At 70.7% G+C, this 12,916-nt stretch carries 12 protein-coding genes; 7 read left to right on the forward strand and 5 right to left on the reverse strand.

Going from position 1 to position 12,916, the window contains the following annotated elements; genetic code table 11:
- Window positions 1-3: 3 nt before the first annotated feature.
- Genes QM782_RS23930 through mnhG form a run of 6 tightly spaced genes read left to right on the forward strand, consistent with a single transcriptional unit; the run spans window position 4 to window position 6,177 of the window.
- On the forward strand, window positions 4-2,952 hold the full coding sequence (locus tag QM782_RS23930; RefSeq protein WP_415205362.1) for a monovalent cation/H+ antiporter subunit A: 2,949 nt from the start codon (window positions 4-6) through the stop codon (window positions 2,950-2,952).
- A complete protein-coding gene (locus QM782_RS23935) occupies window positions 2,952-3,305 on the forward strand; it encodes a Na+/H+ antiporter subunit C (protein WP_415205363.1) in 354 nt (117 codons plus the stop codon). The genes QM782_RS23930 and QM782_RS23935 overlap by 1 nt, the downstream gene beginning before the upstream one ends.
- Window positions 3,302-5,008 carry a monovalent cation/H+ antiporter subunit D gene (locus QM782_RS23940; protein WP_415205364.1) on the forward strand — a complete coding sequence of 569 codons (1,707 nt, stop codon included), beginning with the start codon at window positions 3,302-3,304 and terminating at the stop codon, window positions 5,006-5,008. Before QM782_RS23935 ends, QM782_RS23940 begins: the two co-directional genes overlap by 4 nt.
- Window positions 5,005-5,511, forward strand: coding sequence for a Na+/H+ antiporter subunit E (locus QM782_RS23945; RefSeq protein WP_415205365.1), 507 nt, complete (start codon window positions 5,005-5,007; stop codon window positions 5,509-5,511). Before QM782_RS23940 ends, QM782_RS23945 begins: the two co-directional genes overlap by 4 nt.
- Window positions 5,508-5,786: a K+/H+ antiporter subunit F gene (locus tag QM782_RS23950; RefSeq protein ID WP_415205366.1), complete on the forward strand. Its 279-nt coding sequence runs from the start codon at window positions 5,508-5,510 to the stop codon at window positions 5,784-5,786. Before QM782_RS23945 ends, QM782_RS23950 begins: the two co-directional genes overlap by 4 nt.
- Before the next feature lie 13 nt (window positions 5,787-5,799).
- Entirely contained in the window at window positions 5,800-6,177 is a 378-nt protein-coding gene (gene mnhG / locus QM782_RS23955) for a monovalent cation/H(+) antiporter subunit G (RefSeq protein WP_415205367.1), read from the forward strand.
- 4 nt (window positions 6,178-6,181) lie between these two features.
- Here the strand turns inward: mnhG and QM782_RS23960 are convergent, their stop codons facing one another.
- The 4 genes from QM782_RS23960 to QM782_RS23975 form a co-directional block, all read right to left on the reverse strand.
- A complete protein-coding gene (locus tag QM782_RS23960; RefSeq protein WP_415205368.1) occupies window positions 6,182-7,138 on the reverse strand; it encodes an NAD(P)H-dependent flavin oxidoreductase in 957 nt (318 codons plus the stop codon).
- 26 nt (window positions 7,139-7,164) lie between these two features.
- Entirely contained in the window at window positions 7,165-8,952 is a 1,788-nt protein-coding gene (locus tag QM782_RS23965; protein WP_415205369.1) for an acyl-CoA dehydrogenase, read from the reverse strand.
- Between the two features lie 84 nt (window positions 8,953-9,036).
- Window positions 9,037-9,969: an electron transfer flavoprotein subunit alpha/FixB family protein gene (locus QM782_RS23970; protein WP_415203863.1), complete on the reverse strand. Its 933-nt coding sequence runs from the start codon at window positions 9,967-9,969 to the stop codon at window positions 9,037-9,039.
- 13 nt (window positions 9,970-9,982) lie between these two features.
- Window positions 9,983-10,732, reverse strand: coding sequence for an electron transfer flavoprotein subunit beta/FixA family protein (locus QM782_RS23975; protein WP_415201339.1), 750 nt, complete (start codon window positions 10,730-10,732; stop codon window positions 9,983-9,985).
- Window positions 10,733-10,965: 233 nt separating this feature from the next.
- Here QM782_RS23975 and QM782_RS23980 point away from each other — a divergent pair, with 233 nt between their 5' ends.
- The gene (locus QM782_RS23980; protein WP_415205370.1) at window positions 10,966-11,946 is read left to right on the forward strand and encodes an SDR family oxidoreductase; all 981 of its coding nucleotides are present in this window, start codon (window positions 10,966-10,968) and stop codon (window positions 11,944-11,946) included.
- 3 nt (window positions 11,947-11,949) lie between these two features.
- On the opposite strand, the gene QM782_RS23985 is transcribed toward QM782_RS23980, so the two are convergent.
- Complete coding sequence (locus QM782_RS23985; RefSeq protein ID WP_415205371.1) at window positions 11,950-12,903, reverse strand: histone deacetylase family protein; 954 nt, start codon at window positions 12,901-12,903, stop codon at window positions 11,950-11,952.
- Window positions 12,904-12,916 lie beyond the last annotated feature (13 nt).

The following is a 12,916-nucleotide window of genomic DNA, read 5'->3' on the forward strand; positions in this document are numbered from 1 at the left end:
GGAATGTCCCTGGCACTGCTCGTCCTCGTCCCCTTCCTCGGCAGCGTCCTGGCGATGTTCCTGCCCTCGTACGCCCGCAACCGCGAGGCGACGCTGGCAGGCCTGGTGGCGCTGGGCAGTGCCATCCAGCTGGGCATGATGTTTCCCCAGGTGGCCGGGGGCCAGGTGTTGCGCGAGGAGTACCTGTGGCTGCCGACGCTGGGCGTGAACATCGTGCTGCGGCTGGACGGCTTCGCCTGGCTGTTCGGCATGCTGGTCACCGGCATCGGCACGCTGGTCGTGCTGTATGCGCGCTACTACCTGTCGTCGTCCGACCCGGTGCCGCGCTTCTTCTCGTTCTTCCTGGCCTTCATGGGCTCCATGATGGGGGTGGTGCTGTCGGGCAACCTGGTGCAGCTGGTGCTGTTCTGGGAGCTGACCAGCCTGTTCTCGTTCCTGCTGATCGGCTACTGGCACCACCGGCGCGACGCGCGGCGCGGCGCGCGCATGGCGCTCACGGTCACCGGCGCCGGCGGGCTGTGCCTGCTGGCCGGCGTGCTGCTGCTGGGGCGCATCGCCGGCAGCTACGAGCTCGACGCGGTGCTGGCCACCGGCGCGCGCATCCAGGCCGATCCGCTGTACGCGACGGCGCTGGCGCTGGTGCTGCTGGGCGCGTTCACCAAGAGCGCTCAGTTCCCGTTCCATTTCTGGCTGCCGCGGGCGATGGCCGCGCCCACGCCGATCTCGGCCTACCTGCATTCGGCCACGATGGTCAAGCTGGGCGTGTTCCTGCTGGCGCGGCTGTGGCCGGCGCTGGCCGGCACCGAGCAGTGGTTCTGGATGGTCGGCGGCGCCGGCGCCGCCACGCTGCTGCTGGGCGCCTACGTGGCGATGTTCCAGAACGACCTGAAGGCGCTGCTGGCCTATTCGACGATTTCGCACCTGGGCCTGATCACGCTGCTGCTGGGGCTGAACAGCCCGATGGCCGCCGTCGCCGCGGTCTTCCACATCATGAACCACGCGACCTTCAAGGCCTCGCTGTTCATGGCCGCCGGCATCATCGACCACGAGAGCGGCACGCGCGACATCCGCAAGCTCTCGGGCCTGCTGAAGCTGATGCCGATCACCGGCACGCTGGCCATCATCGCCAGCGCTTCCATGGCCGGCGTGCCGCTGCTGAACGGCTTCCTGTCCAAGGAGATGTTCTTCGCCGAGACGGTGTTCCTGCAGTCCACGCCCTGGGTCGACCGCGGGCTGCCGGTGCTGGCCACGGTGGCCGGGCTGTTCAGCGTGGCCTATTCCGCCCGCTTCGTGTTCGACGTGTTCTTCGGCCCGTCCTGCGTCGGCCAGGTGCCGCGCACGCCGCACGAGCCGCCGCACTGGATGCGCGTGCCGGTGGAGCTGCTGGTGCTGGCCTGCCTGGTCGTGGGCGTGGCGCCGGAATGGTCGGTCGGCCCGCTGCTGGCCACCGCGGCGGCGCCGGTGGTCGGCGGCCAGCTGCCGCAGTACAGCCTGGCGGTCTGGCACGGACTCAACCTGCCGCTGGCGATGAGCTTCGTGGCGCTGGCCGGCGGTGCGCTGCTGTACCTGGCGCAGCGCCGCGCGCGCACGCGCGGCCGGCTGGCGCGCACGCCGGTGCTGCACGTGCTCGACGGCCAGCGCATGTTCGAGCACCTGCTCGCGCGCCTGTCGGAAGCCGGCCGCAGCAGCCGCCGGCTGCTGGCCACGCGGCGGCTGCAGACCCAGCTGCTGCTGCTGGTGCTGGTGGCGCTGGCGGGTGCCGGCGCCTCGCTGTGGTTCGAGCCGGCCACGCAGGGCGGGCGCCCGGCGCTGAGCTTCTCGCCGATGTTCGCGATGACCTGGGTGATCGGCAGCGTCTGCGCGGTGGGGGCGGCCTGGCAGGCCAAGTTCCACCGGCTGGCCTCGCTGATGCTGGCCTCCGGCGCGGGGCTGACCTGCTGCCTGACCTTCATCTGGTTCTCCGCGCCCGACCTGGCGCTGACGCAGCTGGTCGTCGAGGCCGTGACCACGGTGCTGATCCTGCTGGGCCTGCGCTGGCTGCCGATGCGCAGCAAGAAAGCCGCGCAGTCCGCGCGCGAGCGCGTGCTGCCCTGGGCGCGCCGCGCGCGCGACCTGGTGGTCGCCGCCGCCGCCGGCTGCGGCATGGCGGCGCTGGCCTGGCTGGTGATGACGCGGCGCTTCCCGCAGAGCATCTCGCCGTTCTTCCTGGACCGTGCGCTGACCGAGGGCGGCGGCACCAACGTCGTCAACGTGATGCTGGTGGACTTCCGCGCGTTCGACACCTTCGGCGAGATCACGGTGCTGGGCATCGTGGCGCTGACGGTGTACGCGCTGCTGCGGCGCTTCCGCCCGGCGCCCGAGTCCATGGCGCTGCCGCCGCAGCAGCTGGCGCAGTCCGATGACGGCAGCAGCGACGTGTTCAACCCGCGCCTGGCCAAGGACACCGCCGTCGGCTACCTGATGGTGCCGGCCGTGCTGGTGCGGCTGCTGCTGCCGCTGGCGGTGCTGGTGTCGGTCTATTTCTTCCTGCGCGGCCACAACGCGCCCGGCGGCGGCTTCGTGGCGGGGCTGGTGATGTCGGTGGCGCTGCTGCTGCAGTTCATCGTCTCGGGTACGGAGTGGGTGGAGGAGCATCTGCGCATCTATCCGCGCCGCTGGATCGCCACCGGCCTGCTGCTGGCCATCGCCACCGGCGGCGGCGCGCTGCTGCTGCACTACCCGTTCATGACCACGCACACGGCCCACGTGACGCTACCGGTGCTCGGCGAGCTGCACATCCCCAGCGCGCTGTTCTTCGACACCGGCGTGTTCGCGCTGGTGCTGGGCTCGACCATGCTGATCCTGACCGGGCTGGCGCACCAGTCGGTGCGCAGCCACCGCTGGTCCGAGGAACAGGAGCAGCGCATGGCCGAGGCGCGGGCCGCGCTGTCGGGCGGCGCGGAGGAACACTGATGGAAATCGTCCTGGCCATCGCCATCGGCGTGCTCACGAGTTCGGGCGTGTACCTGCTGCTGCGCCCGCGCACCTTCCAGGTCATCATGGGCCTGACGCTGATCTCCTACGCCGTGAACCTGTTCATCTTCAGCATGGGCCGGCTGAAGGTGGACAGCGAACCGCTGCTGGTGCCCGGCGTGGTCGCCACGCTGACCAACACGGCCGACCCGATGCCGCAGGCCCTGGTGCTGACGGCCATCGTCATCGGCTTCGCGATGACGGCGCTGTTCCTGGTGGTGCTGCTGGCTTCGCGCGGGCTCACCGGCACCGACCACGTGGACGGCCGCGAACGCAGCGAGGCGGCCGAATGAGCGCGCTGTTCGCCGACGCCATGCGCTTGCTGGACCGGCTGCTGGAATTCAGCATGCCGCACCTGATCGCCGCGCCCATCGTGCTGCCCATGCTGACGGCCGCGCTGATGCTGCTGCTGGAGGAGCACCAGCGCAAGACCAAGGCCGCGCTGACCGTGGTCTCCGGCCTGCTCGGCCTGCTGGTGGCGCTGATGCTGCTGCGCTGGGTCAACGCGCCGGACACCGGCGGCGGGCCGGGCTCCATCGGCGTCTACCTGGCCGGCAACTGGATGGCGCCGTTCGGCATCGTGCTGGTGGCCGACCGGCTGTCCACGATGATGGTGGCGCTGACCGGCGTGATCGCGTTCGCCGCCTCGATCTACTCCACCTCGCGCTGGGACCGCGTCGGCGTGCACTTCCACCCGATGCTGCAGCTGCAGCTGATGGGGCTGAACGGCGCCTTCCTGACCGGCGACCTGTTCAACCTGTTCGTGTTCTTCGAGGTGATGCTGGCCGCCTCCTACGGGCTGCTGCTGCACGGCTCGGGCCGCCAGCGCGTGCAGGCCGGGCTGCACTACATCGCGATCAACCTCGCGGCGTCCTCGCTGTTCCTGATCGGCGCGGCCATGCTGTACGGCGTGACCGGCACGCTGAACATGGCCGACCTGGGCCAGCGCATCGCCACGCTGGACGCGGCCGACCGCGGCCTGGTGCACGCCGCTGCCGCGATCCTGGCCACGGCCTTCTTCGCCAAGGCCGGCGCCTGGCCGCTGAACTTCTGGCTGGTGCCGGCCTACGGCAGCGTGGTCGCGCCGGTCGGCGCCGTGTTCGCGCTGCTGACCAAGCTGGGCGTCTACACCGTGCTGCGGCTGTGGACCGTGCTGTTCGCGCCCGACGCCGGCGCCTCGGCGCAGTTCGGCCAGAGCGTGATCCTCGCGCTGGGGCTGGTCACGCTGCTGGTCGGCGCGCTGGGCGTACTCGGCACGCAGCGGCTGGCCCTGCTGGCCGCCTACAGCGTCGTGGTCTCCGCCGGCACGCTGCTGGCGGCCGTGGGGCTGGGCCAGCACGCGGTCTGGGCCGGCGCGCTGTACTACCTGCTCAGCTCCACGCTGGCCGTCAGCGCGCTGTTCCTGCTGACCGACATCGTCGAGCGCTGGCGCAACGGCACCAGCGTGGCGCCGCATGCCCGCGAGGACGACGCCCCCTTCCTCAGCGAGGACCTGCGGCTGATGTCCGACGTGAACCTGGACGACGACGCGCAGGCGCTGTTCGGCCGCGCGATCCCGGCCGGCGTCGCCTTCCTGGGGCTGGCCTTCATCTTGTGCACGCTGCTGCTGGCCGGGCTGCCGCCGCTGTCGGGTTTCGTCGGCAAGTTCGCCATGCTCGATGGGCTGTTGCAGGCGTCCGTACTCAGCCCCGGATCGGTGACCGTGATGGTGCTGCTGATCCTGGGCGGCTTCCTGACGCTGGTGGCGCTGTGCCGCGCCGGTATCCGCCATTTCTGGAACCAGCCGCATGCCAGCCTGCCGGCGCTGCCGGCGCTGGAGGTGCTGCCGGTCGCGCTGCTGCTGGCCACCGCCATCGGGCTGACCATCGGCGCCGGCCCGGTGATGCAGCATGCCGAGCTGACGGCCGAGGGCCTGCGCACCTCGCTGTCCTACCGGCAGGCCGTGCTCGCCGCGCGGCAGGTGCCGGCGCCGGCGCACCGGGAGGCCAGGCCATGAAGCGGTGGGTACCTTCGCCGCCGCTGTCGGGCACGCTGTTCGTCGTCTGGCTGCTGCTGCACCAGTCGGTCGAGGCCACGACGCTGCTGTCCGGCATCGTGCTGGCCCTGGTCGTGCCGCTGCTGACCAAGAGCCTGCGGCCGGCCACCGCGCGCATGCACAGGCCGCGCGTGGCGCTGCGGCTGGCCGGCATGGCCATCGCCGACATGCTGGTCTCGGCCAAGAACGTGGCCTGGCTGGTGCTGACGCGGCGCAACGTGCGGCTCAACAGCTACTTCGTCGTCGTGCCGTTGGAACTGCGCGACCCCAACGGCCTGGCGGTGCTGGCGATGATCATGTGCTTGACGCCCGGCACCGCCTGGGGCGAGCTGTCGCTGGACCGCACCGCGCTGCTGATCCACGTGTTCGACCTGGTGGACGAACAGGACTTCATCACCCGCCTGAAGGAGCGCTACGAGCGCCCGCTGCTGGAGATCTTCCAGTCCGAAGGAGAGCCCGCATGACACCCATCCTGTTCTGGGGCCTGAAGATCGCCCTGTTCCTGCTGGCCGTGGCCATGCTGTGCGCGCTGTTCCGGCTGCTGGTCGGCCCGGCCGCGCAGGACCGCGTGATGGCGCTCGACTGCCTCTACATCAACGGCATGCTGACCATGCTGGTGCTGGGCATCACCTACACCAGCAACGTGTACTTCGAGGCCGCGATGCTGATCGCGCTGTTCGGCTTTGTCGGCTCCACGGCGCTGGCCAAGTTCCTGCTGCGCGGCGAGGTGATCGAATGAGGAGGACGCGGCCATGAACGCACTGCCGCTGTGGGCCGAGATCCTGACGGCCGTCCTCGCGGTCGCCGGCGCCGCCTTCGCCGCCATCGGCTCGTTCGGCCTGGTGCGCCTGCCGAGCTTCTACAACCGCATCCACGCCCCCACGCTGGGCGCCACGGCCGGCGCCTGGTGCGTGATGCTGGCGACCGTCGTGTACTTCTCGGTGCAGGGCACGCACCTGTTCCTGCACGCGGTGCTGATCGCGCTGTTCGTCGCGCTGACGGCGCCGGTCACGACCATCTTCCTGATGCGCGCGGCGCTGTTCCGCGACCGGCAGAAGGGCCTGGACCTGCCGCACGCCACGCACGCGGCCGTCGAGTCCCCGCCGGTGCCCACGCGGGCGGCGGAGTAGCCGGTCAGCCCAGCAGCCGCGCCCGCGCCTGCTGGTACTCGCGCCGCAGCTGCGCGATGAACTCGGCCGCCGGGCGCACGCGGTCGACCGCGCCGATGCCCTGGCCGCAGCCCCAGATGTCCTTCCAGGCCTTCTTGTCGGCGCCGCTGTGGAAGTTCATCGTGCTCGGATCGCCCTCGGGCAGGTGGTCCGGGTCCAGGCCGGCCGCGCGGATCGACGGCGCCAGGTAGTTGCCGTGCACGCCGGTGAACAGGCTGCTGTAGACGATGTCATCGGAGCTGCCGTCCACGATGGCCTGCTTGTAGGCCTCGCTGGCGCGCGCCTCCTCGGTCGCGATGAAGGCCGAGCCGATGTACGCGAAGTCCGCGCCCATGGCCTGCGCCGCCAGCACCGCGCCGCCGGTGGCGATGCAGCCCGACAGCGCGAGCGGCCCGTCGAACCACCGGCGGATCTCCTGCACCAGGGCGAACGGGCTCTTGGTGCCGGCGTGGCCGCCGGCGCCGGCCGCCACCGCGACCAGGCCGTCGGCGCCCTTCTCGATCGCCTTGCGCGCGAAGCGGTCGTTGATGATGTCGTGCAGCACCACGCCGCCGTAGCCGTGGGCCGCGGCGTTGATGTCCTCGCGCGCGCCCAGCGAGGTGATGATGACCGGCACCTTGTACTTCACGCACAGTTCCATGTCGTGCTCGAGCCGGGGGTTGGACTTGTGCACGATCTGGTTGACCGCGAACGGCGCGGCCGGCTGGTCCGGATGGTCCCGGTTCCAGGCGGCCAGCGCCTCGGTGATCTCGGCCAGCCATTCGTCGAGCTGCTCGGCGGGCCGCGCGTTCAGCGCCGGCATGGAGCCGAGCACGCCGGCCGTGCATTGCGCGATGACCAGCCGGGGGTTGCTGATGATGAACAGCGGCGAGCCGATGATGGGCAACGGCAGGCGGTCCAGCGGGGCGGGCAGTGTGGACATGGGTCTCCGTACGGTGCGGGGCGGTTTCAGAACGCTTCGGGCGGCAGGGCCATCACGCTGGCGGCGCCTTCGACGATGGCCTCGCGCAGGCCCGCGGTGCGCGGCAGGATGTGCTCGGCATAGAAGCGCGCCGTGGCGATCTTGGCCTGCGCGAAGGCCGGGTCCTCGTCGCGGTGCTGCTCGGCCGCCAGCAGCGCGCGCGCCAGTTGCCAGCCCGCGACCAGGTTGCCGGCCAGCAGCAGGTAGGGCACGGAGCCGGCATAGGCGGCGTTCGGGTCGCCCCTGCCCTGCGCGGCGATGAAGTCCACCACGTCGACGAAGGCCTGCCGCGCGGCCTGCAGCCGGCGCGCCACGGCCTGCGCGTCGGCGCTGCCGCTGCGGCCGAGCTCCGCCTCGGTCGCCTCGATCTGCGCGGCGATGGCCTTGGCCGTGCGGCCGCCGTCGCGCCCGGTCTTGCGGCCCACCAGGTCGTTCGCCTGGATCGCGGTCGTGCCTTCGTAGATCGGCAGGATGCGCGCGTCGCGGTAGTACTGCGCCGCGCCGGTCTCCTCGATGAAGCCCATGCCGCCGTGCACCTGCACGCCCAGCGAGGTGACCTCCAGGCTCATCTCGGTGCTGTAGCCCTTGACCAGCGGCACCATGAATTCGTAGAAGGTCTGGTTGTCCTGCCTGGCCTGGGCGTCGGGATGGCGGTGCGCGGCGTCGTAGGCCGCGGCGGCGACGCTGGCCATGGCGCGGCAGCCCTCGGTCAGCGCGCGCATGGTCATCAGCATGCGACGCACGTCGGGGTGGTGCACGATGGGCGCGCTGGCCGGCAGGCTGCCGTCCACCGGGCGGCTCTGCACGCGCTCCCTGGCATAGGCGGCGGCCTTCTGGTAGGCGGCCTCGGCCACGGCGATGCCCTGCACGCCGACGGCGTAGCGCGCCGCGTTCATCATGATGAACATGTATTCGAGGCCGCGGTTCTCCTGGCCCACCAGCTGGCCGATCGCGCCCTCGCCGGCATCGCCGAACTGCAGCACGGCCGTCGGGCTGGCCTTGATGCCCAGCTTGTGCTCGATGCTGACGCAGCGCACGTCGTTGCGCGCGCCCAGCGAGCCATCGGCGTTCACCAGGAACTTGGGCACCACGAACAGGCTGATGCCCTTGACGCCTTCGGGCGCGCCCTGCACGCGGGCCAGCACCAGGTGGACGATGTTGTCCGCCATGTCGTGCTCGCCGTAGGTGATGAAGATCTTGGTGCCGAACAGCTTGTAGCGGCCGTCGGGCAAAGGCTCGGCGCGCGTGCGCACCAGCGCCAGGTCGCTGCCGGCCTGCGGCTCGGTCAGGTTCATGGTGCCGGTCCATTCACCGCTGACGAGCTTCTCCAGGTAGGTGGCCTGGAGCTCGTCGCTGCCGGCCGTCAGCAGCGCCTCGATGGCGCCGTCGGTCAGCAGCGGGCACAGCGCGAAGCTCAGGTTGGCCGCGTTCAGCATCTCGCCGCAAGCGGCGCCGATGGTCTTGGGCAGGCCCTGGCCGCCGAAATCGGCCGGGTGCTGCAGGCCCTGCCAGCCGCCGGCGGTGAACTGCTTGAACGCCTCCTTGAAGCCGGGCGCGGTCGTGACCACGCCGTCCTTCCACGACGAAGGATGGCGATCGCCGGCCTCGTTCAGCGGCGCCACCACGTCCTGGTTGAAGCGGGCGGCCTCCCCCAGCACGGCCTGCGCGGTCTCGTAGCCGGCCTCCTCGAAGCCCGGCATCCGCGCGATCTCCTCGATGCGCGCCAGATGGCGGATGTTGAACAGCATGTCCTTCAGCGGTGCGGCGTAGGCCATCTGGATCTCCTCTTGCACTCAAAGAAAAAAGGGCATCGCAGCAACGCGATGCCCCTGTCGTGGAACAGCCGCTGGTTCAGGGCCTCAAAGCGCCTGGACCAGCTCCGGCACGGCCTGGAACAGGTCGGCCTCCAGCCCGTAGTCGGCCACCGAGAAGATCGGCGCCTCCGGGTCCTTGTTGATCGCCACGATCACCTTGGAGTCCTTCATGCCGGCCAGGTGCTGGATCGCCCCGCTGATGCCCGCGGCGATGTACAGCTGCGGCGCCACGATCTTGCCGGTCTGCCCGACCTGCAGGTCGTTGGGCGCGTAGCCGGCGTCCACCGCCGCGCGGCTGGCTCCGATCGCCGCGCCGAGCTTGTCGGCCAGCGGGGTCATGACTTCGTTGAATTTCTCCGCGCTGCCCAGCGCCCGTCCGCCGGAGACGATGATCTTGGCGGCGGTCAGTTCGGGGCGTTCGCTCTTGGCGATTTCCGAGCCGAGGAAGGCGCTCTTGCCGGTGTCGGCGACGGCGGCGAGGCTTTCCACCGCGGCGCTGCCGCCGCTTTCGGCGGCAGCGTCGAAGCCGGTGGTGCGCACGGTGATGACTTTGACGCTGTCGCCGCTTTGCACGGTGGCGATGGCGTTGCCGGCGTAGATCGGGCGCTCGAAGGTGTCGGCGCCGATGACTTTGGTGATGTCGCTGATCTGGGCGACGTCCAGCCTGGCGGCTACGCGCGGGGCGACGTTCTTGCCGCCGGCGGTGGCCGCGAACAGGATGTGGCTGTAGCCGCCGGCGATGGCCAGGACTTGGGCGGCGATGTTTTCGGCCAGGGCGTGGGCCAGGCTGGGGGCGTCGGCGTGCAGGACTTTGGCGACGCCGGCGATCTGGCTGGCGGCCTGGGCGGCGGCGCCGGCGTTGTGGCCGGCGACCAGCACGTGGACGTCGCCGCCGCAGGCTTGGGCGGCGGTGACGGTGTTCAGCGTGGCGCTTTTGAGGCTGGCGTTGTCGTGTTCGGCGATGACGAGGATGCTCATGGCGTGTCTTTCTTCAGATGACCTTGGCTTCGTTCTTGAGCTTGGCCACCAGGGTGGCGACGTCGGGGACTTTGATGCCGGCCGAGCGTTTGGGCGGTTCGCTGACTTTGAGGGTCTTGAGCTTGCTTTGCACGTCTACGCCGAGGTCTTCGGGCTTGACGGTCTCCAGCGGCTTTTTCTTGGCCTTCATGATGTTGGGCAGCGTGACGTAGCGCGGCTCGTTCAGGCGCAGGTCGGTGGTGATGACGGCCGGCGTGGCCAGTTCCAGCGTCTCCAGCCCGCCGTCGACTTCGCGGGTCACCTTGACTTTGTCGCCGGCCACTTCGACTTTGCTGGCGAAGGTGGCCTGGGGCAGTTCGGCCAGCGCCGCCAGCATCTGGCCGGTCTGGTTGCAGTCGTCGTCGATGGCTTGCTTGCCCAGGATCACCAGCCCGGGTTGTTCCTTGTCCACCAGGGCCTTGAGCAGCTTGGCCACCGCCAGCGGCTGCAGTTCGGCGTCGCTTTGCACCAGGATCGCGCGGTCCGCGCCGATGGCCATGGCCGTGCGCAGCGTCTCCTGGCATTGCGCCACGCCGCAGGACACCGCCACCACTTCCGTGGCCGCGCCTTTTTCCTTCAGGCGCACCGCCTCTTCCACCGCAATCTCGTCGAACGGGTTCATCGACATCTTCACGTTCGCAATGTCCACCCCGCTCGCGTCCGACTTCACCCGGACTTTCACGTTGTAGTCCACCACGCGCTTGACGGGGACCAGGATCTTCATGGCTACGACTCCTCTTTCAGGTTGGTGCTTGCATGCCCCGGCTCGGGCAAACCGAATGATTCTAGTGTGCACCGCCGGCCGGCCAACCCGGGGAGACACGCAGGGGACAGGCGCTGATCGGGCGTGCCGCCGGGTGGGGAACATCCCTGCCCACCGCGGGCGGCGGTCGCCAAGCCCGGCCAATGCCTCTATGCTCTGCGCACCCGACAACAACACCTGTATCGTCGCCCGACATGCGCTCTTCCCTGCCCCCTTTCCCCGTCGTCGTCATCACCGGCGCGTCCAGCGGCGTCGGCCGCGCCACCGCCATGGCCTTCGCCCAACGCCGCGCCCGGCTGGTGCTGGCCGCGCGCGGCGCCGAGGCGCTGGAGCGCGTGGCCGCGCAGTGCGCGCGCCTGGGCGCCCAGGCCATCGCCGTGCCGACCGACGTGACCGACGCCAAGGCCGTGCGGGCGCTGGCCGGCGCCGCGCTGCGGCGCTTCGGCGGCATCGACGTCTGGATCAACAACGTCGGCGTGGGAGCGGTCGGCCGCTTCGAGGCCACGCCGATGGAGGCGCACCGCCGGGTGGTCGAGGCCAACCTGCTGGGACACATGCATGGCGCGCACGCGGTGCTGCCGCACTTCCGCGCCCAGCGCAACGGCGTGCTGGTCAACATGATCTCGCTGGGCGGCTGGGTCGCCGCGCCCTACGCCAGCGCCTACACGGCCAGCAAGTTCGGCCTGCGCGGCTGGTCGGCCGCGCTGCGGGCCGAGCTGTCCGACCTGCCGGGCGTGCACGTCTGCGACGTGTGCCCGACCATCGTAGATACGCCGGGCCTGCGCCATGGCGCCAACTTCACCGGCCGCAAGCTGCAGCCGCCCGGGCTGCTGGTCGACCCCGAAGCCGTGGCCGCCGCCATCGTGCGGCTGGTGCGCCATCCGCGCCCGACGCTGTGGCTGGGCACCGGCGCGCTGGCCGGCCGGCTGGCCCAGGCCGCGGCGCCGGCCACGCTGGGCCGGGCCGGCAAGTGGGCCGTGGACCGGGCCCTGGCCGGCGCCGAGCGCGAACCGGTCACGCAGGGCAACCTGTTCGAACCCTCGCGCCATCCGGCCGTGCACGGCAGCCAGCGGCGGCGCCCGGCACCGCAGAAGAAGCTGGCGCTGGCCGTGGCGTTCATCGGCGCGGTCGCGATCGGCCTGCTGCTGGCGACCACGCCGCGCGAGCGCAGCTGACCGCTACAGGTCCGCCAGCACGCGGACGTGGGCTTCCACGCTGCGGGCCAGCGCGCTGAGGCTGTAGCCGCCCTCCAGGCAGCTGACGATGCGGCCCTTGGCATGGCGCCGGGCCACGTCCTTCAGGCGGCTCGTGATCCAGGCGTAGTCCTGCTCGGTCAGGCCGAGCTGGCCCATGTCGTCCTCGCGGTGCGCATCGAAGCCGGCGCTGATGAAGATCATCTCGGGCTTGAACTCATCCAGCCGCGGCAGCCAGGCCATGTCGATCATCTCGCGCACGTCCATGCCGCGGGTGTAGGCCGGCACCGGCAGGTTGACCAGGTTGCCGGCCTGCGAGAAGTTCCAGTCCAGCGGGTAGAACGGATGCTGGTAGAAGCTGACCATCAGGATGCGGTCGTCGCCCGCCACGATGTCCTCGGTGCCGTTGCCGTGGTGCACGTCGAAGTCCACGATGGCCACGCGCGACAGGCCGTGCCGCTCCAGCGCGTAGCGCGCCGCGATCGCCACGTTGTTGAAGAAGCAAAAGCCCATGGCCTGGTTGCGGCAGGCGTGGTGGCCCGGTGGGCGCACGGCGCAGAACGCGTTCTCCAGCTCGCCGCCCAGCACCGCGTCGGTCGCCGCCAGCGCGGCGCCGGCCGCATGCAGCGCGGCGCTCCAGGTGTGCACGTTCAGGCTGGTGTCGGGATCGATCTGCGCGTGCGTGGGGCCGCCGGCGTCGATCTGCTCCTGCAGGTTGTCGGTCATGCCGCGGATCGCCGCCACGTGCATGCGGCCGTGCGCCAACTCCAGGTCGCCGACGGTGGCCGGCGGCGCCTCGCGGCGGTCCAGCGCATCGCCCACGCCGGTGACCAGCAGCCGGTCCTCGATCGCGTCCAGCCGCTCGGGGCACTCGGGATGGCCGGGGCCCATCTCGTGCCTGCGGCACTCGCTGTGGCTGAAGTATCCAGTCTGGTTCACGGCGCTCGTCTCC

The organism is Pseudorhodoferax sp., from assembly GCF_047601025.1.
Lineage (GTDB): Bacteria > Pseudomonadota > Gammaproteobacteria > Burkholderiales > Burkholderiaceae_C > Pseudorhodoferax.